25 protein-coding genes are annotated in these 26,413 nt (G+C 71.8%); 16 read left to right on the top strand and 9 right to left on the bottom strand.

Annotated elements, in window-relative coordinates; translation table 11 throughout:
• Positions 1-2 precede the first annotated feature (2 nt).
• Both ADK52_RS27735 and ADK52_RS27730 read left to right on the top strand, forming a co-directional pair.
• Positions 3-1,310, top strand: coding sequence for an amidohydrolase family protein (locus ADK52_RS27735; protein ID WP_234344269.1), 1,308 nt, complete (start codon positions 3-5; stop codon positions 1,308-1,310).
• Complete coding sequence (locus ADK52_RS27730) at positions 1,307-2,530, top strand: amidohydrolase family protein (RefSeq protein WP_053692574.1); 1,224 nt, start codon at positions 1,307-1,309, stop codon at positions 2,528-2,530. The genes ADK52_RS27735 and ADK52_RS27730 overlap by 4 nt, the downstream gene beginning before the upstream one ends.
• A gap of 22 nt (positions 2,531-2,552) precedes the next feature.
• Here the strand turns inward: ADK52_RS27730 and ADK52_RS44620 are convergent, their stop codons facing one another.
• Positions 2,553-5,645: an NACHT domain-containing protein gene (locus tag ADK52_RS44620; RefSeq protein ID WP_053692573.1), complete on the bottom strand. Its 3,093-nt coding sequence runs from the start codon at positions 5,643-5,645 to the stop codon at positions 2,553-2,555.
• Between the two features lie 113 nt (positions 5,646-5,758).
• Here ADK52_RS44620 and ADK52_RS27720 point away from each other — a divergent pair, with 113 nt between their 5' ends.
• From ADK52_RS27720 to ADK52_RS27710, 3 genes are read left to right on the top strand one after another with little or no spacing between them, the layout of a single operon-like run.
• Entirely contained in the window at positions 5,759-6,697 is a 939-nt protein-coding gene (locus tag ADK52_RS27720) for a sterol desaturase family protein (protein WP_053692572.1), read from the top strand.
• Positions 6,694-7,410, top strand: coding sequence for a lysoplasmalogenase (locus ADK52_RS27715; RefSeq protein WP_078988649.1), 717 nt, complete (start codon positions 6,694-6,696; stop codon positions 7,408-7,410). The genes ADK52_RS27720 and ADK52_RS27715 overlap by 4 nt, the downstream gene beginning before the upstream one ends.
• A 28-nt stretch (positions 7,411-7,438) precedes the next feature.
• Complete coding sequence (locus ADK52_RS27710; RefSeq protein WP_053692571.1) at positions 7,439-8,482, top strand: zinc-dependent alcohol dehydrogenase family protein; 1,044 nt, start codon at positions 7,439-7,441, stop codon at positions 8,480-8,482.
• A gap of 67 nt (positions 8,483-8,549) precedes the next feature.
• On the opposite strand, the gene ADK52_RS27705 is transcribed toward ADK52_RS27710, so the two are convergent.
• Entirely contained in the window at positions 8,550-10,103 is a 1,554-nt protein-coding gene (locus ADK52_RS27705; protein ID WP_053692570.1) for a S8 family serine peptidase, read from the bottom strand.
• Between the two features lie 275 nt (positions 10,104-10,378).
• Here ADK52_RS27705 and ADK52_RS27700 point away from each other — a divergent pair, with 275 nt between their 5' ends.
• The 3 genes from ADK52_RS27700 to moaA all read left to right on the top strand — a co-directional run bounded on the left by ADK52_RS27700 (position 10,379) and on the right by moaA (position 13,562).
• A complete protein-coding gene (locus ADK52_RS27700; protein ID WP_053692569.1) occupies positions 10,379-10,744 on the top strand; it encodes a DUF485 domain-containing protein in 366 nt (121 codons plus the stop codon).
• On the top strand, positions 10,741-12,378 hold the full coding sequence (locus ADK52_RS27695) for a cation acetate symporter (RefSeq protein WP_053692568.1): 1,638 nt from the start codon (positions 10,741-10,743) through the stop codon (positions 12,376-12,378). Before ADK52_RS27700 ends, ADK52_RS27695 begins: the two co-directional genes overlap by 4 nt.
• A gap of 194 nt (positions 12,379-12,572) precedes the next feature.
• A complete protein-coding gene (moaA, locus tag ADK52_RS27690) occupies positions 12,573-13,562 on the top strand; it encodes a GTP 3',8-cyclase MoaA (RefSeq protein WP_053692567.1) in 990 nt (329 codons plus the stop codon).
• Positions 13,563-13,616: 54 nt separating this feature from the next.
• On the opposite strand, the gene ADK52_RS27685 is transcribed toward moaA, so the two are convergent.
• Both ADK52_RS27685 and ADK52_RS27680 read right to left on the bottom strand, forming a co-directional pair.
• Positions 13,617-13,898 (bottom strand): hypothetical protein, encoded by a 282-nt coding sequence (locus ADK52_RS27685; RefSeq protein WP_053692566.1) that lies wholly within the window; start codon positions 13,896-13,898, stop codon positions 13,617-13,619.
• 146 nt (positions 13,899-14,044) lie between these two features.
• Positions 14,045-14,377, bottom strand: coding sequence for a DUF3099 domain-containing protein (locus tag ADK52_RS27680; RefSeq protein ID WP_078988647.1), 333 nt, complete (start codon positions 14,375-14,377; stop codon positions 14,045-14,047).
• Positions 14,378-14,557: 180 nt separating this feature from the next.
• On the opposite strand from ADK52_RS27680, the gene ADK52_RS27675 reads away from it, so the two are divergent.
• Complete coding sequence (locus tag ADK52_RS27675) at positions 14,558-14,836, top strand: GlsB/YeaQ/YmgE family stress response membrane protein (RefSeq protein ID WP_053692565.1); 279 nt, start codon at positions 14,558-14,560, stop codon at positions 14,834-14,836.
• A gap of 81 nt (positions 14,837-14,917) precedes the next feature.
• On the opposite strand, the gene tyrS is transcribed toward ADK52_RS27675, so the two are convergent.
• The 3 genes from tyrS to ADK52_RS27660 are packed head-to-tail and all read right to left on the bottom strand — an operon-like array spanning position 14,918 to position 19,188.
• A complete protein-coding gene (tyrS, locus tag ADK52_RS27670) occupies positions 14,918-16,183 on the bottom strand; it encodes a tyrosine--tRNA ligase (protein ID WP_053692564.1) in 1,266 nt (421 codons plus the stop codon).
• 57 nt (positions 16,184-16,240) lie between these two features.
• Positions 16,241-17,629 (bottom strand): metallopeptidase TldD-related protein, encoded by a 1,389-nt coding sequence (locus ADK52_RS27665; protein WP_053692563.1) that lies wholly within the window; start codon positions 17,627-17,629, stop codon positions 16,241-16,243.
• Entirely contained in the window at positions 17,626-19,188 is a 1,563-nt protein-coding gene (locus tag ADK52_RS27660; protein ID WP_420714938.1) for a TldD/PmbA family protein, read from the bottom strand. Before ADK52_RS27660 ends, ADK52_RS27665 begins: the two co-directional genes overlap by 4 nt.
• 146 nt (positions 19,189-19,334) lie before the next feature.
• Between ADK52_RS27660 and fabG the strand changes: the two genes are divergently transcribed.
• From fabG to ADK52_RS44845, 3 genes are all read left to right on the top strand, one after another.
• Positions 19,335-20,054 (top strand): 3-oxoacyl-[acyl-carrier-protein] reductase, encoded by a 720-nt coding sequence (gene fabG / locus ADK52_RS27655; protein ID WP_030300576.1) that lies wholly within the window; start codon positions 19,335-19,337, stop codon positions 20,052-20,054.
• Between the two features lie 5 nt (positions 20,055-20,059).
• Positions 20,060-20,830, top strand: coding sequence for an enoyl-ACP reductase FabI (gene fabI / locus ADK52_RS27650; protein ID WP_053692562.1), 771 nt, complete (start codon positions 20,060-20,062; stop codon positions 20,828-20,830).
• Positions 20,831-21,065: 235 nt separating this feature from the next.
• On the top strand, positions 21,066-21,626 hold the full coding sequence (locus ADK52_RS44845; RefSeq protein WP_324615945.1) for a hypothetical protein: 561 nt from the start codon (positions 21,066-21,068) through the stop codon (positions 21,624-21,626).
• Between the two features lie 22 nt (positions 21,627-21,648).
• Here ADK52_RS44845 and ADK52_RS27640 read toward each other — a convergent pair whose 3' ends face one another.
• On the bottom strand, positions 21,649-22,320 hold the full coding sequence (locus tag ADK52_RS27640; RefSeq protein WP_053692561.1) for a FadR/GntR family transcriptional regulator: 672 nt from the start codon (positions 22,318-22,320) through the stop codon (positions 21,649-21,651).
• A gap of 70 nt (positions 22,321-22,390) precedes the next feature.
• Between ADK52_RS27640 and ADK52_RS27635 the strand changes: the two genes are divergently transcribed.
• The 4 genes from ADK52_RS27635 to ADK52_RS27625 all read left to right on the top strand — a co-directional run bounded on the left by ADK52_RS27635 (position 22,391) and on the right by ADK52_RS27625 (position 24,792).
• Entirely contained in the window at positions 22,391-23,704 is a 1,314-nt protein-coding gene (locus ADK52_RS27635; RefSeq protein WP_053692560.1) for a CynX/NimT family MFS transporter, read from the top strand.
• Positions 23,705-23,709: 5 nt separating this feature from the next.
• Complete coding sequence (locus ADK52_RS44615; RefSeq protein ID WP_267880934.1) at positions 23,710-23,829, top strand: SGM_5486 family transporter-associated protein; 120 nt, start codon at positions 23,710-23,712, stop codon at positions 23,827-23,829.
• A gap of 149 nt (positions 23,830-23,978) precedes the next feature.
• A complete protein-coding gene (locus ADK52_RS27630) occupies positions 23,979-24,179 on the top strand; it encodes a hypothetical protein (RefSeq protein WP_053692559.1) in 201 nt (66 codons plus the stop codon).
• A 91-nt stretch (positions 24,180-24,270) separates the two neighbouring features.
• On the top strand, positions 24,271-24,792 hold the full coding sequence (locus ADK52_RS27625; protein ID WP_053692558.1) for a SixA phosphatase family protein: 522 nt from the start codon (positions 24,271-24,273) through the stop codon (positions 24,790-24,792).
• Positions 24,793-24,918: 126 nt separating this feature from the next.
• Here ADK52_RS27625 and serB read toward each other — a convergent pair whose 3' ends face one another.
• Entirely contained in the window at positions 24,919-26,118 is a 1,200-nt protein-coding gene (gene serB / locus ADK52_RS27620) for a phosphoserine phosphatase SerB (protein WP_053692557.1), read from the bottom strand.
• Positions 26,119-26,413 lie beyond the last annotated feature (295 nt).

The raw sequence follows: 26,413 nt of genomic DNA, 5'->3' as shown, positions 1-26,413 counted from the left end.
CAGTGAGCGAGACCGTGAACGACAGCAGTGCGTACGAAGACCCGTACCTGATCATCTCCTCCGACTGCCACGCGGGACTGCCGACCGAGCAGTACCGCCCGTACCTCGACTCCCGCTTCCACCCCCAGTTCGACGAGTTCCTCGGCCAGCAGGGCGCCCGCCGCGCCGAGGCCACGCGCCTCGGCGTCCGCAACGAGGCCTTCGCCGAGAAGTGGTTCCACGATCACGAGGAAGGCCTCAGGGGTGGCTGGGACACGGCGCAGCGCCTGAAGGAGCTCGACGGCGACGGGGTCGCCGCCGAGGTCGTCTTCCCCGACGCCGACGCCGTGGACAGCCAGACCGCCGCCCCCTTCGGGGTGGGCCTCGGGCTCTCCGGCGACCAGGACCCCGAGCTCGGCATGGCGGGCGCGCAGGCGCACAACCGCTGGCTGGCGGAGTTCGTCTCCGAGACCCCCGAGCGGCACTGCGGGGTCGCCCTGCTGCCCATCACGGGCGAGCCCTCGAAGGTCGTCGCCGAGATCCACCGGGCCAAGGAGTCCGGACTCGGCGCGCTGATGATCCCCGCGATGTGGGTGGACAAGGCGCCGTACCACGACCGCCGCTACGACCCGGTGTGGGCGGCGGCGGCCGAGACGCGGATGCCGATCGTCACCCACTCGGGCTCCTCGCCGCGCCACGAGTACGGCGACCACCTGGGCATCTTCGTCTCCGAGGTCACCTGGTGGCCGTCGCGCCCGCTGTGGTTCCTGCTCTGGTCCGGGGTCTTCGAGCGGCACCCGGGGCTGCGGTTCGGCGTCGCGGAGTCGGGCTGCTGGTGGCTGCCGAACCAGCTGTGGTTCATGGACCGGCTCTACCTCGGCGCGCACGGCGGCAAGAAGCTGTCCCCGTTCGAGGAGCTCAAGCGCCCGCCGAGCGAGTACCTGGACCGGCAGGTGTTCATCTGCGCGACGAACACCAAGCGGCGCGAGCTCGCCCAGCGCTACGAGATCGGCGTGGACAACATCCTGTGGGGTTCGGACTTCCCGCACCCCGAGGGGACCTGGCCGAACACCCGGACCTGGCTGAAGAACACCTTCCACGACATCCCGGTCGGCGAGACCCGCCGGATGCTGGGGCTGGCGGCGGCGGACGTCTTCGGCTTCGACACGCAGAAGCTGGCCCCGCTCGCCCGCCGGATCGGCCCGACCCCGGCGGAGCTCGGCCAGCCGGCCGACCAGGCGTCCGTGGAGTCCTCCTGGGCCCGCTCGCGGGAGACGGGCCGCCACTGGCTGACGGGCGAGGACTTCCCCGTCCTGGGGGTGGACCGATGACGGGCCCGGACCGGTACACGGTCATCTCGGCGGACTGCCACGCGGGCGCGGACCTGCTGGACTACAAGCCGTACCTGGAGAAGCGGTACCACGAGGAGTTCGACGCCTGGGCCGCCACCTACGTGAACCCGTACGAGGACCTCCTCGCGGACACGGCGGACCGCAACTGGAACTCGGCGCGCCGGCTCGCCGAACTGGAGGCGGACGGCATCGTGGCGGAGGTGGTCTTCCCGAACACGATCCCGCCGTTCTTCCCCAAGGCTTCGCTGATGGCCCAGCCGCCGACCGCCGCCGAGTACACGATGCGCTGGGCGGGGCTCCAGGCGCACAACCGCTGGCTGGCGGACTTCTGCGCGGACGCGCCGGGGCGGCGGGCGGGTGTGGTCCAGATCCTGCTCAACGACGTGGACGCGGCGGTGAAGGAGATCCGCCGCACGCGGGAAGCGGGCCTGACGGGCGGCATCCTGCTGCCCGGCGTCCCGCCCGGCTCGTCGGTCCCCGAGCTGTACTCGGCGGCGTACGACCCGATCTGGGCGGTGTGCGACGAGCTGGACGTCCCGGTCAACCACCACGGCGGCTCGGCGTCGCCGCCGCTCGGCGACGAACCGGCCGCGAGGGCCGTCTTCATGGTCGAGACGACCTGGTTCTCGCACCGGGCCCTGTGGCACCTCGTCTTCGGCGGGGCGTTCCGCCGCCACCCCGGCCTGAAGCTGGTCCTGACGGAGCAGGGCTCCGGCTGGATCCCGGGGGTCATCGAGATGCTGGACTACTACCACGGCCGCCTGGTCGCGGCCTCGGCCACGGCCGAGTCCAAATTCGGGGCGGGCCTGGCGGAGGCGATGGGCAAGGGCCCGAGCGAGGTCTGGCGGGACAACTGCTTCGTGGGGGCCAGCTTCATGCGCCCCCACGAGGTCCCGCTGCGGGACCGGATCGGCCTCGACAAGATCATGTGGGGCAGCGACTACCCCCACGACGAGGGCACCACCCCCTTCTCCCGCGAGGGCCTCCGCATCGCCTACGCGGGTCTCCCGAGGGCCGAGGTGGCCGCGATGGCGGGCGGCAACGCGGCCCGCGTGTACGGCTTCGACCTCCCCTTCCTGGACGGGCTGGCGGCGAAGCACGGCCCGCTGGTGACGGAGATCGCGGAGCCGCTGACGCAGGTCCCGCCGGAGGCCACCAGCCCGGCCTTCGCCAAGGGCGGCTCGGTCCGCGTCTGGTGATCCCGCGCCCCCGCCGGGCGGCTCAGTTCCGGTAGACGAGCCGCTCCGGCGGGATCCGCTCGGCGCCGACCGTGCCGGTGCGCCGGTCCACCTCGATCACGAGCCCGTCCGTGTCAGCGAACGGTGAGAGGTCCAGGGTCCCGAGGCATTCGCGCAGGACGAGCCGCCGCAGCCCCGGCAGCTCGGTCAGCGGCTCCAGCGTCCCCTCGAACACGCACCTGAGCAGCACGAGTTCGGTCAGCTGCTGGTACGGCACGAGGGCCGCGGCCGACACGGGGGCGGCGTGGCGCAGTTGCAGGGAGTGCAGCCCCGGGAGCGGGAGCGAGCGGACCAGCTCCCGGTACTGCATGCTGCCCGCGATCGTCAGGTCCTTCACCCCGGGCCACCGGTCGATCCCGTCGAGGGTCATCCTGCGGACGCCCTGCCACAGGGCCAGGGAGGTCAGCCCCTCGGCCGCCGGGACGTCCCCGATCCGCCGCTGCTGCGGCTCGAACCCGATGACCAGGGACTTGAGCCCGTCGACCGCCGCCAGCGGGGCCAGCGACAGGCCGTCCCGGAGGTAGCCGAAGGCGAGGCTGTCCGCCGACAGCCCGGCGACCGCCTCGATGCCCGTGACCTCCGGGCAGTCCAGCACACCGAGGTGCCGCAGCGACGGGTGCCCGGCCAGCGGTGCGAGATCGGTCAGCGCCGGATTGCGGTGGATGACCAGCCACTCCAGGTCCCGCCGCCCGGAGATCGCCCCCGGGACGGGGCCGTTCCACGTGAGGTGGACCCGCCGGATGTGCGGCATCCGGCGGAGCACGGCCAGCTCCTGCGGCGTGCGCACGTGCAGGTGCCCGACGCGGACGGGGGCGTCGGCCAGGACCGCGTCCGCGAACGCGTCCGTGGGGAACCGCCCCCAGGAGTCGGACAGTTCGTGGACCACGTCGTAGCGGTCGTCCCGGCGGAAGCCGGCGATGACCTGGAGCGCCCGCTCCCCGCCGACCAGCGCGGCCGTACGGATGACGGCGGCGGCCTGCTGCTCGTCCAGACCCGCCGGGCCCGGCAGCAGTTCCAGGACCAGCTCGCCCGCCTTGGCCAGTTCCTCAGCCTGCCCCACCGAGTACGGCGGCAGCAGGTGCGCCGTGCGCTCCTCCACCTCCCGCCAGACCGCGGGGTCCAGTTCCGGGGCGTGCTCCAGGCAGGCCGCGGCCAGCAGGACCAGCCGGCTGTGGTCCCGCTTGACCTTGTCGGCCCGTCGCAGCAGCTGCCGCAGCAGGCGCGCGCGTTCTTCGGGGCGGGCGTGCCCGACCGCCATGCGGACGACGTCCTCCCAGGCGTCCTCGTGGGCGTTGCCCACCAGCACGCCGAAGTCCCTCGCCTCCACGGCGGCCTTGGCCCCCAGGTAGTCCTGGAAGGTCCGGTGCACGAAATGGACCGACCCCGGCACCGGTTCCCGGAGCAGCCCGCTGCGGATCAGCAGGTGCCGGAACACCTGCTCGGCCCCGGCCTGCGCCCGTACCTGGGGCATCGCGGCGAGCCATTCGCCGACCATCTCCTGCGCCTCCGTGCAGGACGCCTCCACCTGGCCGTTGCGGATGAGCCAGTACGCGAGCCGCTGGAGCAGCAGGGTCTGCTCGTCCCTGCTGAGGTACACCCCCTCGACGCCGGATATGTCCCGCTCGGTGTCCCGGCGTACCAGGAGCATGTCCAGGGCGGCGTCGTACAGCTCCTTGCGGGCCCGGGGCAGGTGCATGTGGCGGTCCCGGTTCAGGGCGCACAGCAGGGCGCACATGAGGGGGTTCGAGGCGAGCCATCCGAGGTCCCGGCGGGAGCCGACGGATTCGATGAGCGACCTCTCGTACCGGTCCAGGCTCTCCCGCTCCTCCTCGGAGCCGCACTCCGCACGGGCGGAGTCGTGCCAGTGCGTGATGAACGCGCTGACGTCGGCGCGCTCCATCGGCAGCAGGGACAGGAGGGAGAACGCCTGCCCGGTCAGCCAGTCCTCCGGGACGGCCGACGGGCGGGTGGTCACCACGTAGCGGGCCCGGGGGTAGGCCGCGAGCAGTGACCGGAGCCAGTCCTCCGTGCGGCTGCGGAGCTTGGACGACACTTCGTCGACGCCGTCGACCAGGACGAGCGCCCGCCCCTCGGACAGCAGGTTCTCGACCCACCCGTCGGGGGCCCGCAGCGGCACGCCCGAGGCGCGCAGCCAGTCCTCGGGCATCGGCAGGCCCTCCGGCGAGTTGAACGAGCGCAGCCGCAGGACGAAGGGGACCAGCGTGTTCCAGTGGCGCAGGCCGGGCTTGAAGCTGCGGCGCGCCGCGTTCAGCGCGAGCCACTGCACCAGGGTGCTCTTGCCCGAACCCGCCGGGCCGCGCAGCAGGACGCGCTCGGAGGAACTCAACGCCAGTTCGGTCTTCATCGCCGAGTGGCGGCCCGGCTCCTCCAGCAGCTGCTCGCCGTTCACCGCCAGGCTGATGTACGCCAGGTCCAGCGGCCACTCCGCGCGGGCCCGGCTGAAGGTCAGGCCGAACAGCTGGAGGCGGCCGTGGGTCTCGGCGACGTAGCGCGCGTACCGCTCCTCGAACGCGTGGGCCGCGCCGTCCTCGCGCCGCCCCATCCGCTCCACGGCGCGCGTCAGCTCGCCGGTGCGGCGGATCAGCTCCACCTCCGCGCGTGCCCCGAAGCCCGGCAGGGTCGTCGTGTACTCCACGGCGTGTGCGCAGCACAGGGCGACCAGGTCGCGGTAGGCGGACTCGGCCGCCTCGCTCAGGGCCGCGCCGCGCGGCGGCAGCAGCATCGCGGCCAGCGCCGCCGGGTCCAGGTCTGCGGCGAAGAGGCCCTCCGCGTCCAGCGTCCCCAGCGCGGCGAACGCGTCGCCCACCGCGTCGACCACCGCCAGGCGTTCGTGCGCCGGCAGGCGGTCCGCGGCCTCGCCCAGGCGCGCGGCGAGTACGCGGGCGAGCCGGCGGACCTCCGGCTCGCCCAGTTCCTCCGGGCGCTGCCAGCGGGCCGCCGGATGCGCCGGGTCGGCGGCCAGTCCCGCCCCCGGTGCGCGACTCAGCAGGGACTTCACCAGCGCCCCGGCCGCCGTCCCCGCCACACGTAAGAGAACCGTCTCGAAGCCCGTCATCCCCCGCCTTCCCGTCGGTCCGGAGATTATCGCGCGAACCGTCGGTAACCCCGATGGATACCGATCGGTAACAACCCCTAGCGGCGCCCCCGAACCCGCTCTATGGTGCGGGCATGCCGAACCTGCCCGATGTCGTGCTGTGGTCCATACCTGCCTTCGTGCTGCTCACCGTCATCGAGGTGGTGAGCTACCGGCTCCATCCCGATGAGGACGCCGCCGGCTACGACGCCAAGGACGCGGCGACGAGCGTCGCCATGGGCCTCGGCAGCATCGGCTTCGACCTGCTCTGGAAGATCCCGGTCGTCGCCGTGTTCACGGCGGTCTACGAGCTGACCCCGCTGCGCGTGCCGTTCCTGTGGTGGACCGCCCTGCTGATGCTGCTGGTCCAGGACTTCCTCTACTACTGGCAGCACCGGCTCCACCACGTCATCCGCATCCTGTGGGCCTGCCACGTCGTCCACCACAGCAGCCGGAACTTCAACCTCACGACCGCCCTGCGCCAGCCCTGGACCAGCGCCACCACCTGGTGGTTCTACCTGCCGATGGTCGCCCTCGGCGTGCACCCGGCCGCGATCCCGTTCTGCTACGGCATCAACCTCCTGTACCAGTTCTGGGTCCACACCGAGCGCATCGGGAAGCTCCCGCGGGCCTACGAGTACGTCTTCAACACCCCCTCCCACCACCGCGTCCACCACGCCTCCCAGGGCGGCTACCTGGACCGCAACTTCGGCGGGATCCTGATCGTCTGGGACCGGATGTTCGGCTCCTGGGTGGGGGAGGAGGACAAGCCCGTCTACGGGCTCACCAAGAACATCGGCACCTACAACCCCCTGCGCGTCGCCACCCACGAGTACGCCGCCATCGCCCGCGACGTCCGCGCCGCCCGCAGCTGGCGCGAGCGCGCCGGACGCGTCTTCCGCGGCCCCGGCTGGCAGCCCGCCGCCCCGGTGGCGGCCGAGGTGCCCGAGGCGGCCGGAGCGCCCGAAGTGCCCGAGGCGGCCGGCGCGCCCGACTCCGCCGCCCCCGCGAAGGCCTCGGAGCACGCCGCGTGAGCGACACCGAGTCCCGGGCGTTCCGTACGCCCTCCTGGGCGCGGCCCGTGCCCGAGGAAGCCGGCGCCGCCGGCCGCGTCCTGCTCGGCGCCTTCGCCCTCGCCACCGCCCTCGACCTCGGCTCGCTGCTGGCCGGCTGGCACCTCGGGCACGTCCTCGCCAAGCCGCTGCTGATGCCGCTGCTCGTCGCGTACGTGATCACGCGCAAGGCTCCCCGCCTGCTCGTCGCGGCCCTGCTCTTCGGGTGGGGCGGGGACCTGGCCCTCCTCTTCGACGCCGACCCCGCCTTCCTCATCGGCATGGGCTCCTTCGCCGCCGGGCACGTCTGCTACCTCGTGCTCTTCGGCCGGGGCAGAACGCATCCCGCGCTCGGGGGCGCGTACGCCCTGGCGCTCGTCGGGACCGTCGCGCTGCTCTGGGCGGACCTGCCGGCCGATCTGCGCGTCCCGGTCGCCGGGTACAGCCTGCTGCTGACCGCCATGGCCTACCGCTCCAGCGCCCTCGGCCTGCGCGCCGGCCTGGGCGGGGCGCTGTTCCTGCTCTCCGACACGCTGATCGCCACCGGGGTCGCCGACTGGCCGCAGCTGCCGCGCCCCGACTTCTGGATCATGGCCACCTACGTCGCCGCCCAGTACCTGCTGGCCACCGGGGCGCTCGCTCCGGCACAGGCGTACCGTAGGACGGCCACACAAGGCATGCACTGTCACGACTGAACCAATTGATCCGGAGGGCTGCACACCCATGCGCGCCACCGTCATCCACGCCCCGCACGACATCCGCGTGGAGGAGGTGCCCGACGCTGCGATCCAGCGCCCCGAGGACGCCGTCGTCCGCGTGCTGCGTGCCTGCATCTGCGGCAGCGACCTGTGGGCCTACCGCGGCGAAGCCGCGCGCCAGCCCGGCCAGCGCATCGGCCACGAGTTCCTCGGCGTCGTCGAGGAGACCGGCTCGGCCGTGTCCGGCCTGAAGGCCGGCGACCTCGTCGTCGCCCCCTTCATGTGGTCCGACGGCACCTGCGACTACTGCTCCGAGGGCCTGTACACGTCCTGCGTGCACGGCGGCTTCTGGGGCTCCGTCGGCTTCGACGGCGGCCAGGGCGAGGCCGTCCGCGTCCCGCACGCCGACGGCACCCTCGTGAAGCTGCCCGCCGCGGCCGTCTCCGACGACCACCTGCTGACCGGCCTGCTGGCCCTCTCCGACGTCATGGGCACCGGCCACCACGCCGCCCTCGGCGCGGGTGTCCGCAAGGGCTCCACGGTGGCCGTCGTCGGCGACGGCGCGGTCGGCTTGTGCGGGGTCCTCGCCGCCAAGCGCCTCGGCGCCGAGCGGATCATCGCACTGGGCCGCCACACCGTCCGTACGGACATCGCCAAGCTCTTCGGGGCCACCGACGTCGTCGCCGAGCGCGGGGAGGCCGCCGAGGCCGCCGTCCGCGAGCTCACCGGCGGCCAAGGCGCCCACGCGGTCATCGAGGCCGTCGGCACCGAGCAGTCCATGCGCACCGCCGTGAGCATCACCCGCGACGGCGGGGCCATCGGCTACGTCGGCGTCCCGCACGGCAGCGGCACCGGCCTCGACCTCGGCGTGATGTTCGACCGCAACATCAGCCTGCGCGGCGGCGTCGCGCCCGTGCGCGCGTACATCCCGGAGCTGCTGGAGGACGTGCTCAGCGGCGCGATCGACCCGGCGCCCGTCTTCGACCGGGCCGTGTCCCTGGACGAGGTCCCGGACGGCTACCGCGCGATGGACGACCGCAGCGCGCTGAAGGTGCTCATCAAGCCCTGACGGTACGGAACGCGCACAGGGGCCGGTCCGGGGGAGTCCCCCGGACCGGCCCCTGCCGTTCAGGCCGCTACTTGACGGCCTTCAGCGCGTCCACCACGCCGTAGCCGTAGTACCCGGTCTGGCCCCACCTGCTCTGGCAGGTGGTGGCGGCGACCAGCGCGCCCGTCGCGTCGTAGACCTTCTCCGGGCAGGCCGTCTTCGTGGCCTGGGCCTTCAGCATGGCCTGGAGCTGCGACGGCGTGGCCTTCGGGTGCGCGCTCTTCAGCAGCGCCGCCACGCCCGCCACGTGCGGTCCGGCCATCGAGGTGCCCTGCTTGTAGCCGTAGCCGCCGCCCGGCACGGTCGACAGCACGCGGCCGTTGGCGTCGGGGGTGGCCGGAACCTGCCACTTGTCTCCGCCGGGGGCGGCGACGTCGACGACGCCCAGCCCGAAGCTGGAGTAGTACGAGCGGAAGCCCTGGTCGCCGGTCGCGCTCACCGTGACCACACCCGGCAGCTGGGTGGGGATGTCCAGGCAGACGTGCGGGTCGATCGTGCGCGGGACCGGGGTGGCGTCGTCCGGGCTCGTGTCGTCGACGATGGCGTTCGACGCCAGGTCGTGGTTCGAGTTGCCCGCCGAGGCCACGCTGAGCACGCCCTTGCGCTCGGCGTACTTGGTCGCCCGGCCGAGGGCCTCCACCAGCGCCTTCTGGTCGTCGTCCGCCTTGCAGTTGTAGAGCCACGGGTCGACGTAGTAGCTGTTGTTGGTCACCTCGATCCCCTTCTCGGCGGCGAACATGAAGCCGCAGACGACCGCCTCGGTGAAGAACAGGCTGGTACCCGGCTCGCTCACCTTGATCGCGGCGACCTTCACGCCCGGCGCGACACCCGCGACGCCGATGCCGTTGCGCGCGGCCGCGATGGTTCCGGCCACGTGCGTGCCGTGGTCGCTGCCGTCGGGGTACGGGCGCCACGCGCCGTCGGTGGTGTCCGCGACGCCGCCGACACAGTTGGCCGACTGGCCCTTGGAGAAGTTCGGGGCGAGGTCCGGGTGGGTGTCGTCGACACCCGTGTCGATGACGCCCACGGTGACGTCCGGGCTGCCATCGTTGATCTTGTGCGCCTGATCGGCCTTGATCGCCCGCAGGTCCCACTGGTTGGGCTCCAGCGGCTCCTGACCGTCCGTGGCCGTCGCCGCCGCCTTGGCGGCGTCCGCCGCGCTGAGCTTCTGCGTCGTGCCCTCCTCGGTGGTCGCCACCGTCTGGAGGGGGGCCGTCCGGGTGGCGCCGACCGACACGAACAGGCTGCGCTGCGCGCGCAGCTGCTTGGCGAAGTCCGGGTTCTGGGAGTGTGCGACGACTACCCCGATCTGCTCATAGGACGTCACCACCGTTCCACCGGCCCGCTCGACGGCCTTCTTCGCGGCCTTCACCGAGGCGTACGCGGTCAGGTTCGCGACGTACGAGAGCTTGGGGCCGGTGGTGTCGGGCTTCGCCGTGGCCGCCGTACCCGCCGTGTTGCCCAGCGGGGCGGCGGATGCCGCGACCGCGGGCAGGAAGGCGAGCGAGGCGGTGAGCGCCAGGCCGACCGGAACGGCGAGACGGCCGCGTCTCTCAGGGGATCGTGACCCCAGCTGAGCCATGGGTTCTCCACATCATCGTGAAAGAAGCCGCCCGCGCGGGTTCGCGCCGGACGGCGGGTTCATGACAAGCGAACCTAGTGCGGGCGCGCGACTTTCCGCCATCAGTTCGACGAAATCAGATCCTGAAGGATCATCCGAAAAATCAACGGGTGTTGAACCGTCCCGACGCGCCGTACGTGCCGTTGACAAGGGGGGATCAGCGCCACCGTCCCCCCCACACGGAGGTTGTTTTGTCCGTCGTCCCCACCGCACCCGCGTCACAAGGAGAGCCCCCCGTGACCACCGAAGCAGCGCCGCCGCACGGCAGCGCGGGAACGCCCACGGCGAGCCCCACGGCCGAAGAGTTCTCAGCCGTCCAGCAGAGCGCCGAATTCGCCGAACTGCGCAGTTCCTACCGGTCCTTCGCCTTCCCGCTCACCGTGGCCTTCATCGCCTGGTACCTGCTCTACGTCCTGCTGTCCAGTTACGCCGGCGGCTTCATGGGGACCAAGCTCTTCGGCAACATCAACGTCGCCCTCGTGCTCGGCCTCGCCCAGTTCGCGACGACCTTCCTGATCGCCTGGCTGTACTCCCGGCACGCCGCCGCGAAGCTCGACCCGAAGGGTGCGGCGATCAAGGCGCGGATGGAGGCCGGCGAATGAGCGACGCCCTCGCCCTCCACCTCGCGGGGACCGTGGCCGCGGGCGCCACCGAGCACCGGCCGCTGATCATCACCCTGTTCGGGCTGTTCGTCGTCGCCACCCTCTTCATCACGATCTGGGCCGGCCGCCAGACCAAGGACGCCGCCGACTTCTACGCGGGCGGCCGCCAGTTCACCGGCTTCCAGAACGGCCTGGCCATCTCCGGCGACTACATGTCCGCCGCGTCCTTCCTCGGCATCGCCGGCGCCATCGCGCTCTTCGGCTACGACGGCTTCCTCTACTCCATCGGCTTCCTCGTCGCCTGGCTGGTCGCCCTGCTCCTCGTCGCCGAGCCGCTGCGCAACTCCGGCCGCTACACGATGGGCGACGTGCTCGCGTTCCGGATGCGGCAGCGGCCCGTGCGCACCGCCGCCGGCACCTCCACCATCGTGGTCTCGATCTTCTACCTGCTCGCCCAGATGGCCGGCGCCGGCGTGCTCGTCTCGCTGCTCCTCGGCATCACCAGCGACGGCGGCAAGGTCGCCGTCGTCGCGCTGGTCGGCGTACTGATGATCCTGTACGTCACCATCGGCGGCATGAAGGGCACCACCTGGGTCCAGATGATCAAGGCCGTCCTGCTCATCGCGGGCGCCCTGCTCATCACCTTCCTGGTGCTGCTGAAGTTCCACTTCAACATCTCCGAGCTGCTCGGCAAGGCGGCCGAGAACAGCGGCCAGGGCGCCAAGTTCCTGGAGCCGGGCCTCAAGTACGGCAAGGACGCGACGACGAAGCTGGACTTCATCTCGCTCGGCATCGCACTCGTACTCGGCACCGCCGGCCTGCCGCACATCCTGATCCGCTTCTACACGGTGCCCACGGCCAAGGCCGCCCGCAAGTCCGTGAACTGGGCCATCGGCATCATCGGCGCCTTCTACCTGATGACCATCGCCCTCGGTTTCGGCGCCGCCGCCCTGCTCAAGCGCACCGACATCCTCGCCTCCAACAAGGCCGGCAACACCGCCGCCCCGCTGCTCGCCCAGGAAGTCGGCGGCGGAGCCGGCTCCACGGGCGGCGCGGTCCTGCTCGCCGTGATCTCCGCGGTCGCGTTCGCCACCATCCTCGCGGTCGTGGCCGGGCTCACCCTCGCCTCCTCCTCGTCGTTCGCCCACGACCTGTACGTGAACGTGATCCGCAAGGGCAACGCCACCGAGCAGGAGGAGGTCCGCGCGGCCCGCTGGTCCACGGTCGTGATCGGCGCCGTGGCCATCGGCCTCGGGGCCCTGGCCCGCGACCTCAACGTCGCCGGCCTCGTCGCCCTCGCCTTCGCGGTCGCCGCCTCCGCCAACCTGCCGACGATCCTCTACAGCCTCTTCTGGAAGCGGTTCAGCACCCAGGGCGCGCTGTGGTCGATCTACGGAGGCCTCGTCTCCGCGGTCGTCCTGGTGCTCTTCTCCCCGGTCGTCTCCGGGAAGCCCACCTCGATGTTCAAGGACGCCGACTTCTACTGGTTCCCGCTGGAGAACCCGGGCATCGTCTCGATCCCGCTCGGCTTCCTGCTGGGCTGGCTGGGCACCGTCCTGTCCAAGGAGAAGGCCGACCCCCGGAAGTTCGCGGAACTCGAGGTCCGCTCCCTTACGGGAACGGGCGCTCACTGACACCGTGCTCATGTGACATGAGCCGAGCACACAACGTGGCCGCGTCGTACTTCTCTACGACGCGGCCACGCCGCGTCTCGTTCATTCGGGCATCCCTACGCGTCACAGCCGTCGCGTAGGCTCGAACACAGCGCCAGGCATCCCGCCGAAGTGGCGCGGACGTCTCTATGGACCGGACAGGGAGGGGGCCCGAAATGCTTCTCGACACCTACGGCCGCGTGGCCACTGACCTGCGCGTCTCACTTACCGACCGGTGCAATCTGCGCTGCACGTACTGCATGCCCGAGGAGGGCCTGCAGTGGCTCGGAAAGTCCGATCTGCTGACCGACGAGGAGATCGTCCGGCTGATCCGGATCGCCGTCACGCGGCTCGGGATCACCGAGGTCCGCTTCACCGGCGGCGAACCGCTGCTCCGGCCCGGCCTGGTCGGCATCGTCGAGCAGTGCGCGGCCCTGGAGCCGCGCCCCCAGATGTCCCTGACCACCAACGGCATCGGCCTCAAGCGCACCGCACAGGCGCTCAAGGCCGCCGGACTGGACCGGGTAAACGTTTCGCTGGACACCCTGCGGCCCGAGGTCTTCAAGACCCTCACCCGGCGCGACCGCCACCGCGACGTCATCGACGGCATGGCCGCGGCCCGCGAGGCCGGCCTCACCCCTGTCAAGGTCAACGCCGTCCTGATGCCGGGCCTGAACGAGGACGAGGCCCCCGACCTGCTCGCCTGGGCCGTGGAGAACGAGTACGAGCTCCGTTTCATCGAGCAGATGCCGCTCGACGCCCAGCACGGCTGGAAGCGCGAGGGCATGATCACCGCCGGTGACATCCTCGCCTCCCTGCGCACCCGCTTCACGCTCACCGAGGAAGGCTCCGAGGAGCGCGGCTCCGCCCCGGCCGAGCGCTGGGTGGTCGACGGCGGCCCCGCCACCGTCGGCGTCATCGCCTCGGTCACCCGCCCGTTCTGCGGGGCCTGCGACCGTACGCGGCTCACGGCCGACGGCCAGATCCGTACGTGCCTGTTCGCCACCGAGGAGTCGGACCTGCGCGCCGCGCTGCGCTCGGGCGCCCCGGACGAGGAGATCGCCCGCCTGTGGAAGGTGGCGATGTGGGGCAAGAAGGCCGGGTCCGGACTCGACGACCCGTCCTTCCTCCAGCCCGACCGGCCGATGTCCGCGATCGGCGGCTGACGGCGGCCACGCGGCCGGCCGGCGGCCGCCCCGCCGGCGCCGCCTTTCCGGGCGCTACGGGCGCTCCGAGCCCTCCGGCTGGACCCACTCGTCGAGCTTCACGACGTCCTTGAGGAATCCGCGGACCCCCAGGAACTGGGAGAGGTGCTCCCGGTGCTCCTCGCACGCCAGCCAGGTCTTGCGGCGCTCCGGCGTGTGCAGCTTCGGGTTGTTCCACGCCAGGACCCAGACGGCCGCGTCGCGGCAGCCCTTGGCCGAGCAGGAGGGCGCGGGCGCCTCGGCGGCACGGGGAGACGGAGTGGAACCGGGGAGGTCGGGGGAGTCAGGGGAGTTCACGCCTCAACCCTACAAACCCCTGCCACGGAAAGGCGACGCCGAGCAGCCACGGGGGGAGCTGCCCGGCGTCGGTCCGTCGCTCCGACGGGGGATGCGGAGCGCGTAGGCAGTATGTCACGCAGGACCCGGTGCAGTGCACCGGAACTTCATGATTGATCTGAGCTTTTCTTGAGGTTTCCCGCGTCCAGTGCCGGACGCACAGGTGACGGGATGAAGTGCGAGGGCAGCGAGGGGGTCGACTCGCGCCCCGCGTTGGCGATCACCACGGCCACGTACGGCAGCAGCGCGCCCGCGATGAGCGTCACGATCGCCACGTGACGTTCCACGTTCCACAGGATCACCGTCGCCAGCACCGAGAGCGTCCTGATCGACATCGAGATGACGTACCGGCGCTGCCGTCCCCGCACGTCCTCGTCGAGACCCATCCGGGCTCCGGTGATCCGGAAGACCTCGGCCCCGTTCCGCTTCTTCCGCTCCACGCTCCACCGCCAGATTCGCCTGCCGGACGCTCCCCGGTCCGGACCCCTCCCACCGTACGCCGCCCGCCTCGTGGCGAGGAGAGGGGGTATCCCCCGAATGGGGCCGTCCGAAATGCGCAGTACGCCGGACGGGTCGAAACTGGGCCCACATGCGCACAACGCGCCACGAGGAGGCTCGACATGTCATGGTTGTGGGCGATCATCGTCGGTTTCGTGCTGGGCCTCATAGCCCGGGCGGTCCTGCCGGGCAAGCAGCACCAGCCCCTGTGGCTGACCACCCTGTTCGGCATCGCCGGCGGCATCCTCGGCAACGCCGTCGCGGTGTGGATCGGCGTCGGGGAGACCAAGGGCATCGACTGGACCCGGCACCTGCTGCAACTTGCCGGAGCGGTGCTGATCGTGGCTCTCGGTGAGATGGTCTACAAGTCGCTCAAGGGCGGCAGCAAGCAGATGACCTGAGGGGCGGCATGACGGAGGGGCCGGCCGGACGTCTCGTCCGTACCGGCCCCTCCGCCGTGCTCGGGCGTCAGGCCCCGGGCGTCAGCCCGTGACCTCGACCGCCGCCAGGTTCTTCTTGCCGCGGCGCAGCACCAGCCAGCGCCCGTGCAGCAGCTCCTCCTTGGCGGGGACCGCGTCCTCGGCGGTCACCTTCACGTTGTTCACGTAGGCACCGCCCTCCTTCACGGTCCGGCGGCCGGCCGACTTGCTCGCCACCAGTCCGGTCTCCGCGAGCAGGTCCACCACCAGGCCGAGCTCGGCGACCTCGGCGCGCGGCAGCTCGGACAGGGCCGCGGCCAGCGTGGCCTCGTCCAGGTCCGCCAGCTCGCCCTGGCCGAACAGCGCCTTCGACGCGGCGATCACGGCCGCGCACTGGTCGGCGCCGTGCACCAGGGTGGTCAGCTCCTCCGCCAGCGCCCGCTGGGCGGCGCGCGCCTGCGGCCGCTCGGCGGTCTGCGCCTCCAGCTCCTCCAGTTCCTCGCGGGACTTGAAGGACAGGATCCGCATGTAGGTGGAGATGTCCCGGTCGTCCACGTTCAGCCAGAACTGGTAGAACGCGTACGGGGTGGTCATCTCCGGGTCGAGCCAGACGGAGCCGCTCTCGGACTTGCCGAACTTGGTGCCGTCCGCCTTGACCATCAGCGGGGTCGCCAGCGCGTGCACCTCGGCGTGCGGCTCCAGGCGGTGGATCAGGTCGAGACCGGCGGTCAGGTTGCCCCACTGGTCGGACCCGCCCTGCTGGAGGGTGCAGCCGTAGCGCCGGTACAGCTCCAGGAAGTCCATGCCCTGGAGCAGCTGGTAGCTGAACTCGGTGTAGCTGATGCCCTGGTCGGACTCCAGGCGCTTGGCGACCGAGTCCTTCGTCAGCATCTTGTTGACGCGGAAGTGCTTGCCGATGTCACGCAGGAACTCGATGGCGGACATGCCCGCCGTCCAGTCCAGGTTGTTCACCATGATCGCGGCGTTCTCGCCCTCGAAGGACAGGTACGGCTCGATCTGGCCCCGAAGCCGGGTCACCCAGTTCGCGATCGTCTCCGGGTCGTTCAGCGTCCGCTCGGCCGTGGGCCGCGGGTCGCCGATCTGACCGGTGGCCCCGCCGACCAGCGCCAGCGGCCGGTGCCCGGCCTGCTGGAGCCGGCGTACGGTCAGCACCTGCACGAGGTGTCCCACGTGCAGGGAGGCCGCCGTCGGGTCGAAGCCGCAATAGAAGGTGACCGGACCGTCCGCGAACGCCTTGCGCAGCGCTTCTTCGTCGGTGGACTGGGCGAAGAGCCCACGCCACTTCAGTTCGTCGACGATGTCCGTCACGGTCTCTCGACTCCTTCAGATGGGAAATGCGTCACGCCAAAAGCTCAGTCTAGGTGGTCAGACACCCTTGCTGACCGAGCTCATGTTGAAATCGGGGATCCGCAGCGCGGGCATCGCGGCCCGTGTGAACCAGTCGCTCCACTCGCGCGGCAGGGTCTTCTCGGTCCGGCCCGCCTCGGAGGCCCGCGACAGCAGGTCCACCGGCGATTCGTTGAACCGGAAGTTGTTCACCTCGCCGACGACCTGGCCGTTCTCCACCAGGTAGACGCCGTCCCGGGTCAGGCCCGTGAGCAGCAGCGTCGCCGGGTCCACCTCGCGGATGTACCAGAGGCAGGTCAGCAGCAGACCCCGCTCGGTGGAGGCCACCATCTCCTCCAGCGAGCGGTCGCCGCCGCCGTCCAGGATCAGGTTCCCGAAGCCCGGCGCGACCGGCATCCCGGTCATGGCCGCGCTGTGCCGGGTCGTGGTCAGCCGGGCCAGCTCGCCCTCGCGGATCCACTCGGTGGCCGGGACCGGCAGGCCGTTGTCGAAGACCGAGGCGTCGTCGCCCGAGCTGTGCGCGATCACGAACGGCGCGGACTCCAGGCCCGGCGCGTTCGGGTCGCTGCGCAGGGTCAGCGGCAGCCGGGACAGCTTCTCGCCGAGCCGGGTGCCGCCGCCGGGCTTGGAGAACACCGTCCGGCCCTCGACCGCGTCCCGGGCCGCCGCGGACCACATCTGGTAGATCAGCAGGTCGGCCACCGCGGTCGGCGGCAGCAGGGTCTCGTACCGGCCGGCGGGCAGGTCGATCTTCCGCTCCGCCCAGCCCAGCCGCACGGCGAGCTCGGCGTCCAGCACGGTCGGGTCCACGTCCTTGAAGTCCCGGGTGGAGCGGCCGGCCCAGGCCGAGCGCTGCCGGTCGGGGGACTTGGCGTTGAGCTCCAGGGTGCCGTTCGGCTGGTCGTGGCGCAGCCGCAGCCCGGTCGAGGTGCCGACGTACGTGGAGACCAGCTCGTGGTTGGCGAAGCCGTACAGCTCCCGGCCGCCCGCGCGGGCCCGGGCGAAGGCCTCGCCGAGGGCCGGGGCGAAGTCCGCGAACACGGCCGAGGAGGTCTCGGCCGGCGCCTCGGTGAAGTCGGGCGAGGCCGGGGTCCCGGTGACCAGCGGCCGGGCGTCCTCCGCGGGGCCGGCGCCGCGGGCGGCGGCCTCGGCGGCCCGGACCAGCGGCTCCAGGTCCTCGGCGGTCACGGCGGAGCGCGACACGACCCCCGAGGCCGTGCCCTCCTTGCCGTCGACGGTGGCGATGACCGTCAGGGTCCGGCCGCGGGTGACGCCGTTGGTGGTGAGCGCGTTGCCCGCCCAGCGCAGGTTGGCCGTCGACTCCTCGTCGGCGATGACGACGCAGCCGTCAGCGGTGGACAGCTCCAGCGCCCGCTCGACGATCTCGTGGGGCTTCGTACGGCTCATCGGCCGGCCTCCTGCGTGGTGTTCAGGATGTTCACGTCACGGAACAGCGCGGACGGGCAGCCGTGCGAGACGGCCGCGACCTGGCCCGGCTGGGCCTTGCCGCAGTTGAAGGCGCCGCCCAGCACGTAGGTCTGGGGGCCGCCGACCTTCTCCATCGACCCCCAGAAGTCGGTGGTCGTGGCCTGGTAGGCGACGTCGCGCAGCTGCCCGGCCAGCTTGCCGTTCTCGATCCGGAAGAACCGCTGCCCGGTGAACTGGAAGTTGTAGCGCTGCATGTCGATCGACCAGGAGCGGTCGCCGACGACGTAGATGCCGCGCTCCACCCCGCCGATCAGGTCCTCGGTCGACAGCCCGCCCGGGTCCGGCCGGAGCGAGACGTTCGCCATCCGCTGGACGGGCACGTGCCCGGGGGAGTCGGCGAAGGCGCAGCCGTTGGAGCGGCCCAGGTCGGTGAGCCTGGCGATCCGGCGGTCCAGCTGGTAGCCGACCAGGGTGCCGTCCTTGACCAGGTCCCAGCTCTGCGCCTGGACGCCCTCGTCGTCGAAGCCGACGGTGGCCAGTCCGTGCTCGGCGGTGCGGTCACCGGTCACGTTCATGATCGGGGAGCCGTACTTGAGCTTGCCCAGCTGGTCGAAGGTGGCGAAGGAGGTCCCCGCGTACGCCGCCTCGTAGCCGAGCGCCCGGTCGAGCTCGGTGGCGTGGCCGATGGACTCGTGGATCGTGAGCCACAGGTTGGACGGGTCCACGACCAGGTCGTAGCGCCCCGCCTCGACGCTCGGCGCCCGCATCTTCTCGGCGAGCAGCCCGGGGATCTGCTCCAGCTCGGCGTCCCAGTCCCAGCCGGTGCCGGTCAGGTACTCCCAGCCGCGCCCGGCCGGCGGGGCGATGGTGCGCATCGAGTCGAACTCGCCGGTGGTCGAGTCCACGGCGACCGCGGTGAGCTGCGGGTGGATCCGCACGCGCTGCTGCGTGGTCATGGTGCCGGCGGTGTCGGCGTAGAACTTGTTCTCGTGGACGGCGAGCAGTGAGGCGTCCACGTGCGCCACCCCGTCGGCGGCCAGCAGTCGCGCGCTCCAGTCGGCGAGCAGGGCCGCCTTCTCGGCGTCCGGCACCTCGAACGGGTTCACGTCGTAGGCGGAGATCCACGTCTTGTCGGCGTGCACCGGCTCGTCGGCGAGCTCCACCCGCTCGTTCGAACCGGCGGCCTTGATGACCTGCGCGGACAGCTTCGCCATGGCCACGGCCTGCGAGGCCACCTTGGCGGCGCCGTCCATGGTCAGGTCCACGCCGGAGGCGAACCCCCAGCTGCCCCCGTGCACCACGCGGACCGCGTACCCGAGGTCGGTGGTGTCGGAACTGCCCGAGGGCTTGGCGTCCCGGAGCCGCCAGGAGGCGCTGCGGATCCGCTCGAGCCGGAAGTCGGCATGGTCGCAGCCCAGCGCGCGGGCCCGGGCGAGCGCCGAGTCGGCGAGCGCCCGCAAGGGCAGCGCGGTGAAGGCCGCGTCGATGGAATGGGGCACGGAAGTCCTCCCGGGGTCGGGGCCGGTCGCCTCGATCATGTCGCGCTCGGGGCGCTTGTGCCTACATCTTTCTGTAGGGACTCGACAGAGCCCGTACCGAGGCCCTGTGGGAGATCGATTCTGCGTGCGGGGGCCATGGCCTATAGGTTTTTGGTACTCAGACCGCTAGTCGAAAGGGTGATCCGTTGAGCCGCTCGGTTCTCGTCACCGGAGGAAACCGGGGCATCGGCCTCGCCATCGCCCGAGCCTTCGCGCAGGCCGGCGACAAGGTCGCGATCACGTACCGGTCGGGTGAGCCGCCGCAGGAGCTCACCGCGCTCGGCGTCCTGGCGGTCCGCTGCGACATCACCGACTCCGAGCAGGTGGAGCAGGCCTACAAGGAGATCGAGGACGCGCACGGCGCGGTCGAGGTGCTGGTGGCCAACGCCGGCATCACCAAGGACACGCTGCTGATGCGCATGTCCGAGGAGGACTTCGCGTCCGTCGTCGACACCAACCTCACCGGCACCTTCCGGGTGGTCAAGCGCGCGAACCGTGGCATGCTCCGTGCCAAGAAGGGCCGCGTCGTCCTGATCTCCTCGGTCGTCGGGCTGCTGGGCTCGGCCGGCCAGGCCAACTACGCCGCCTCCAAGGCGGCGCTGGTCGGCTTCGCCCGCTCGCTCGCCCGTGAGCTCGGCTCGCGCAACATCACCTTCAACGTCGTGGCCCCCGGTTTCGTGGACACCGACATGACGAAGGTGCTCACCGACGAGCAGCGTGCGGGCATCGTCGGCCAGGTACCCCTGGGCCGCTACGCGCAGCCCGAGGAGATCGCGGCAGCCGTGAGCTTCCTGGCGTCCGACGACGCCGCGTACATCACAGGAGCCGTCATTCCCGTTGACGGCGGATTGGGCATGGGTCACTGATCACCATGAGCGGAATTCTCGACGGCAAGCGCATCCTCATCACCGGGGTGCTGATGGAGTCGTCCATCGCCTTCCACGCCGCCAAGCTGGCCCAGGAGCAGGGCGCCGAGGTCATCCTCACCGCGTGGCCGCGCCCGACGCTGACCGAGCGCATCGCCAAGAAGCTGCCCAAGCCGGTCAAGGTGATCGAGCTCGACGTCACCAACGACGAGCACATGGCCCGCCTGGAGGGCCTCGTCCGCGACGAGCTCGGCGGCCTCGACGGTGTCGTGCACTCCATCGGCTTCGCGCCGCAGGACGCCCTGGGCGGCAACTTCCTGAACACCCCGTTCGAGTCGGTCGCGACCGCCATGCACGTCTCGGCGTTCTCGCTGAAGTCGCTGACCATGGCGTGCAAGCCGCTGTTCCCGGCGGAGGGCGCGGCCGTCGTCGGCATGACCTTCGACGCGCAGTTCGCCTGGCCGCAGTACGACTGGATGGGACCGGCCAAGGCCGCGCTGGAGGCCACCAGCCGCTACCTCGCCCGTGACCTGGGCAAGGAGAACATCCGCTGCAACCTGGTCTCGGCCGGTCCGATCGGCTCGATGGCCGCGAAGTCCATCCCGGGCTTCTCGGAGCTGGCGGACGTCTGGAACTCCCGCTCGATGCTGGAGTGGGACATGAGCGACCCGGAGCCGGCGGGCAAGGCCATCGTCGCCCTGCTGTCGGACTGGTTCCCGAAGACCACCGGCGAGATCGTCCACGTGGACGGCGGCCTGCACGCGATGGGTGCCTGACCGAGGCACCGACGGGTACGCAGAGGTACTCGTACGTCCGTACGGCGGCGGCCGCGTCTCCCTTCCGGGAGGCGCGGCCGCCGCCGTTCCGGCCGGTGGGGGCGGGGATCCGGGCCGGGTGTTCGATCAGATTTTCGCCCTCCGACCGGATCTTCCCGAGTCGAAAACCAGGACAGATGCCTGCAAACTGACCGAGCCGGGATCTTCTCGGCTCGTGCGGGGAGGAGGTGCGGGAGTGCGCGCGAGGCGGAGCCGAGCGGTATCGCTGCTGGTCACCTCGGTGGTCCTGACGGGATTCCTGATCCCGGGGGCCGACGCGCGGCCCGAGGGGGGCGAAGTGCTGACGGGGCCGGAGGCGGCGGCCGTCGTGGAGCCCGCCGCCGTTGGGCCGGCCGTCGTGGAGCCCGCCGCCGTTGGGCCGGCCGCCGTTGAGCCCGCCGCACTGGAGCCTGCCGTACTGGAGCCTGCCGTACTGGAGCCCGCCGCTCTTGAGCCCGCCGCCGTGGACCTCGACGAGATCCCCGCCGAGCCGCCCGTACGGCCCCCGCCGCCCGCCGCCCGGGAGCTGTTCGGCGCCGACTGCGACACCGTGATCGAGGGCTCGCAGGTGACGGCCACCTGCCTCAACGCCTATCCCGAGACCGATCTCCTGCGCCTGCACGTGGAGTGCGACCGCTGGTGGGACGTGGACGCGGACAGCGCCGCCGTCGCCCTGCCGCCGGCCGGCCGGATCGAGCTCACCAGCCGCTGCTGGAAGGAGGTCCGCTCGGCCTGGGTGACCCACCAGCGGCCGTGACCCCGGATCCCTCCCGCGAAGGCTACTTCCTGCCGAGGCACACGAACGGGTAGCCCGCCGCCTCCGAGGCGGCCGCGTCCCCGTCCCCGCGCCGGACCGCCTCGATCAGCCGGGCGTGGTCCAGGTGCGCCGCGGGATCCAGCTCCGTGCCCACGTCCGTGCGCAGCCAGTCCGCCACCAGGTCGCCGAGGTCCGCGTACAGCTCGATGAGCACCTCGTTGTGCGAGGCCGCCACCACCGCCATGTGCAGCGCGACGTCCGCCGCCACGAACCGCTCCGCGTCCCCGCTCGCCCAGGCCTCCTCGCGCCGCGCCAGCAGCGCGTCAAGCTGCCCCAGGTCCCGCTCGGTGCGCCGCTCCGCCGCCAGCCGGGCCGCGGCGGACTCCAGCGTCGAGCGGAGCTCCGCGATGTGCCGCGGATCGGCGCCCGCGAAGCGGCGGTGCATCACCCCGGCCAGCTCGCTGGTGGCGATGACGTACGTCCCCGAGCCCTGGCGGATGTCCAGCAGCCCGTTGTGCGCCAGTGCCCGGACGGCCTCCCGGACGGTGTTGCGGGCGACGCCCAGCAGTTCCACCAGCTCCGGCTCGGTGGGGATGCGGGCTCCGACGGGCCATTCGCCGGACGTGATCTGGTTCCTGAGCTGGGAGATCACCTGGTCGACCAGCGCGGAGCGCCGGGGCGAGGTCAACGGCATGCGGGCGGGTTCCTATCCGGGTCCGGTCTGAGGGTGACAACCAATCATCCCATGATTCTATGATGGTGTAATGCCCGACGAAGAAATCCAGACCCTGAACCGGCCCGAGGCCGCGCGCACGGTACCCGCACCGTCCCGTTCCGCCGCCCCCACGAACCCGCAGGCACAGCCGGACCCCGCCTGGCTCGGCCCGGTCCTCATCGTCGGCATCGTGCTGGCCGCCCTCAACCTGCGGCCCGCCATCACCAGCCTCGGCGCCCTCTTCGAGGAGGTCCGCACGGGCCTCGGCATGAGCGGCACCGTCGCCGGAGTGATCACCTCCGTCCCCGCCCTCTGCTTCGCCGTCTTCGGCGTCACCGCGCCCCGGCTCTCCCGCCGCTTCGGCCCGGCCGCCGTCGTCTGCGCCGGCATGGCCGCCGTCGCCGCCGGGCTGCTGATCCGGCCGCTCACGCACGACGCCGCCGGCTTCCTCGCCGCCAGCGCCCTGTCACTGGCGGGCATAGCCCTGACCAACGTGCTGCTCCCGGTCATCGTCAAGCGCTGGTTCCCGGACCGCGTGGGCACCATGACCGGCCTGTACTCCATGGCCCTGGCCCTGGGCACCTCGCTCGCCGCCGCCATGACCGTGCCCATGACCTCCGCCCTCGGCGGCAGCTGGCGTACGGGCCTGCTGGTCTGGGCCGTGCTCGCGCTGGTCGCCGTACTGCCCTGGCTGCCCGTCGCGGCGGCCGCCCGTCGCCGGAAGCGGGCCGAGGACTCCGCGGCCGCCGCGACCGTACGGGCGGACGCGGGCCCGAAGATCGTCCGCAGCCGCACCGCCTGGGCCCTGGCCTGCTACTTCGGCCTCCAGGCCACCGGCGCGTACATCACCATGGGCTGGCTCCCGCAGATCTTCCGCGACGCCGGGGTCTCCGCCTCCACCGCGGGCGTCCTGCTCGCCGTCACCATGGTCATGGGCGTCCCGCTCGCCTTCGTCATCCCCAACCTGGCCGGCCGGATGAAGAACCAGGGGGCCATCGCCGTCACCCTCGGCCTCTTCGGCCTCGTCGGATACACCGGCCTCCACTTCGCCCCCGCCGCCGGGGCCTGGGCCTGGGCGCTCCTGCTTGGCGTCTCCAACTGCGCCTTCCCCCTCGTCATCACCATGATCGGGCTGCGCGCCAAGTCCCCGGCCGGTGTGGTCAAGCTGTCCGCCTTCGCCCAGAGCGCCGGCTACCTCATCTCCATCCCCGGACCGCTCCTCATCGGCGCCCTCTACCAGCACAGCGGCGGCTGGGACCTGCCGCTCACCGTCATGGCGGCCCTGCTGGTCCCGCAGATCGCGCTGGGCATCCTGGCCGGCCGGGACCGCACGATCGAGGACGAATGCGGCATGCGAGACTGAGCGGCATGTCGCCCGTACTCGAACCGAACCCGCAGAACAGCCACAAGAAGCTCGGCCTGGTGCTGGGCGCGATGCTGGTCGTGACCGTGATCATCTCCGTCATCGCGAGCGTCGTCTCCCCCTGACCCGCGCAGGGGTAGGGGTAACCCCCCACACCCCTAGGGGGCCAGGGTCAGGGTCGACTGGGGTGTGTCCCGGATGGGCACCGCGCCTTCGAATCCATAGATTCGAAGAGAGCGAGCCAGTCCCACCCCGCGTACCCACGGAGGCGGCCATGTCGGCCCCCACGCACACCCCCGGTCCCCGAATCCACGGCGCCAGCACCCGGCTGCACTGGTGGGCGCTGGCCCTTCCGGCGCTCGCGTTCGGCCTCCTCCTGCTGCTCCTCGCCGGCTCCGGCCAGGCCCATGCCGCCACCGGCGAGGCCTCCGCGATCCTCCAGGTCACCGAGCAGATCCTGCGCGTCGTCGGCTGACCGGGCCCGCGCGGCCGGGCCCCGCGGCCGACCGCCGCCGAGCCCCCAACACCCTGCGCCCCACGGCCCGATTCGTGGGAAGCTGGGAGCCATGAGCGCCGACACATCCCGCAGGATCGTCCTCCTCCGGCACGCCAAGGCCGACTGGCCCGAGGTGTCCGACCACGAACGCCCGCTGGCGGAACGGGGCCGCAAGGACGCACCGGCCGCCGGGTTGAAGCTGTCCGAAACCGGCATCGCCTTCGACCTGGCCCTCTGCTCCACCGCCGCCCGCACCCGTGAGACGTGGAAGCTCGCCGTCCAGGAGATGCCGCACCGGCCGAAGACCCACTACGAGGAGCGTCTGTACGACGCCTCGCTGGGCGAGCTCATCGCCCTCCTGAACGAGACGTCCGACGAGGTCGAGGACCTCCTCGTCATCGGCCACAACCCGGGCATGCACGCCCTCGCCGACGCCCTCTCGGGACGCGCGGAGGGCGACGCCCTGGCCCGTATGAACCGCACCGGGTTCCCGACCGCGGCCCTGGCCGTCGTCTCCTTCACCGGCTCCTGGAAGTCCCTGGAGCACGGAGTGGGCACGCTGCTGGAGTACTGGACGCCCAAGGACCACTGAGCGGACACGTACGAGCGCCACGACGCGAGGCGCCACGACGCAGGGCATCACGACGCAGGTACGAGTACGAGTACGGGCCCCGGCGCGGTCGATCCGCCGGGGCCCGTCCTCGTACTCGCGCGCGGCTCAGGTCAGGCCCGCGGCCTCGACCTCTTCCCGGGTGATCCCGAGCAGGTACAGCACCGCGTCCAGGAACGGCACGTTCACCGCCGTGTGCGCGGCCTCCCGGACCACCGGCTTGGCGTTGAACGCCACGCCCAGCCCGGCCGCGTTCAGCATGTCCAGGTCGTTGGCGCCGTCACCGATGGCCACCGTCTGGGCCAGCGGCACCCCGGCCTCCGAGGCGAAGCGGCGCAGCAGCCGGGCCTTGCCGGCCCGGTCCACGATCTCGCCGGTGACCCGGCCGGTCAGCCGCCCGTCGACGATCTCCAGGGTGTTGGCCGAGGCGAAGTCCAGGCCCAGCCGCTCCTGCAGATCGTCCGTCACCTGGGTGAACCCGCCGGAGACCACGCCCACCTGGTAGCCGAGCTGCTTGAGGGTACGGATCAGGGTCCGGGCGCCCGGCGTCAGCCGCACCTCGGAGCGGACCTTGTCCACGACGGAGGCGTCCAGCCCGGCCAGCAGCTTCACACGGGCGTGCAGCGACTGCTCGAAGTCCAGCTCCCCGCGCATGGCCCGCTCGGTCACCTCGGCGACCTCGGCCTCGCAGCCGGCGTGCGCGGCGAACAGCTCGATGACCTCGTCCTGGATCAGCGTCGAGTCCACGTCCATGACGACCAGACGCTGCGCCCGGCGGTGCAGCCCGGCCGAGACCACGGCCACGTCGACGCCGATGTGGGAGGCGGAGGTGGCCAGCTCGGTGCGCAGCGGTTCGGTCTCCACACCGGAGACGGCGAACTCGACGGCCGTCACCGGGTACTTGGCGAGCCGGAAGATGCGGTCGATGTTGCCGCCGGTCGCGGTGATGCGGGAGGCGATGGCGGCCGTGGACTCGGCGGTCAGCGGATGCCCGAGCACGGTGACGTGGGAACGGCCGCTGCCGCGCGGCCGGTTGTCACCGGTACCGGAGAGGATCTCGGCCTGCAGTTTCAGCGAGTCGGCCCAGCTGTGGACGGTGGCCCGCAGCTCGCCCTCGCCGCTGTCGGCGGGCTGGGTGACGAGGGCGCACAGGACGATGCGGCCACGGGTGACGACCTGCTCGATGTCGACGACGTCGACGGAGTAGGCGGCGAGGGTGTCGAACAGCCCGGCGGTGATCCCGGGACGGTCCTTGCCGAAGATCTTGACGAGGAGGGTGGGGACGTCGGAGGTCTGCGAAGCGCTCATGGTGTCCTCACCGTATCTTCCCGTCCCGCCTGCTCGGACCCCCGTCCCACCTGCCGGAACCATTTTCCGGCGCAGCGCCCTCCGGCGCCGCCGATCGCGGGCGCCCGGTGGACGGCGGGAGGGTGTCGGAGAGGTGAATGCGGGCCGACGGGGAGGAGCGGGAAGCCCTCGGGGCAGCGCGGTGGCCGAGCGTGTTCGATTCGATACGCCCCGCTTCCCCGCGCCCCGCTCCCGCCCGGCGCCTCAGCCCGGGGGCCCCAGCGGCGGCGGCGGGGGAGGGGGCGGCGGCGGGGGG

Source organism: Streptomyces sp. WM6372 (genome assembly GCF_001279655.1).
Classification (GTDB): Bacteria; Actinomycetota; Actinomycetes; order Streptomycetales; family Streptomycetaceae; genus Streptomyces.
Note: the sequence above shows the minus strand (reverse complement) of the source record. Positions and strands in the feature narration are given on the sequence as shown.

Excerpts from the sequence above, each read along its gene's own strand:
- ADK52_RS44620 (WP_053692573.1), bottom strand. The coding sequence starts at position 5,645 with ATGACGGGCTTCGAGACGGTTCTCTTACGTGTGGCGGGGACGGCGGCC.
- ADK52_RS27630 (WP_053692559.1), top strand. The coding sequence starts at position 23,979 with ATGTCGGCCCCCACGCACACCCCCGGTCCCCGAATCCACGGCGCCAGC.
- ADK52_RS27625 (WP_053692558.1), top strand. The coding sequence starts at position 24,271 with ATGAGCGCCGACACATCCCGCAGGATCGTCCTCCTCCGGCACGCCAAG.
- ADK52_RS44615 (WP_267880934.1), top strand. The coding sequence starts at position 23,710 with ATGTCGCCCGTACTCGAACCGAACCCGCAGAACAGCCACAAGAAGCTC.
- ADK52_RS27640 (WP_053692561.1), bottom strand. The coding sequence starts at position 22,320 with ATGCCGTTGACCTCGCCCCGGCGCTCCGCGCTGGTCGACCAGGTGATC.
- ADK52_RS27695 (WP_053692568.1), top strand. The coding sequence starts at position 10,741 with ATGAGCGACGCCCTCGCCCTCCACCTCGCGGGGACCGTGGCCGCGGGC.
- ADK52_RS27675 (WP_053692565.1), top strand. The coding sequence starts at position 14,558 with ATGTCATGGTTGTGGGCGATCATCGTCGGTTTCGTGCTGGGCCTCATA.
- serB (WP_053692557.1), bottom strand. The coding sequence starts at position 26,118 with ATGAGCGCTTCGCAGACCTCCGACGTCCCCACCCTCCTCGTCAAGATC.
- ADK52_RS27705 (WP_053692570.1), bottom strand. The coding sequence starts at position 10,103 with ATGGCTCAGCTGGGGTCACGATCCCCTGAGAGACGCGGCCGTCTCGCC.
- ADK52_RS27665 (WP_053692563.1), bottom strand. The coding sequence starts at position 17,629 with ATGAGCCGTACGAAGCCCCACGAGATCGTCGAGCGGGCGCTGGAGCTG.
- ADK52_RS27720 (WP_053692572.1), top strand. The coding sequence starts at position 5,759 with ATGCCGAACCTGCCCGATGTCGTGCTGTGGTCCATACCTGCCTTCGTG.
- fabI (WP_053692562.1), top strand. The coding sequence starts at position 20,060 with ATGAGCGGAATTCTCGACGGCAAGCGCATCCTCATCACCGGGGTGCTG.
- ADK52_RS27660 (WP_420714938.1), bottom strand. The coding sequence starts at position 19,188 with ATGATCGAGGCGACCGGCCCCGACCCCGGGAGGACTTCCGTGCCCCAT.
- ADK52_RS27730 (WP_053692574.1), top strand. The coding sequence starts at position 1,307 with ATGACGGGCCCGGACCGGTACACGGTCATCTCGGCGGACTGCCACGCG.
- ADK52_RS27710 (WP_053692571.1), top strand. The coding sequence starts at position 7,439 with ATGCGCGCCACCGTCATCCACGCCCCGCACGACATCCGCGTGGAGGAG.
- moaA (WP_053692567.1), top strand. The coding sequence starts at position 12,573 with ATGCTTCTCGACACCTACGGCCGCGTGGCCACTGACCTGCGCGTCTCA.
- ADK52_RS27635 (WP_053692560.1), top strand. The coding sequence starts at position 22,391 with ATGCCCGACGAAGAAATCCAGACCCTGAACCGGCCCGAGGCCGCGCGC.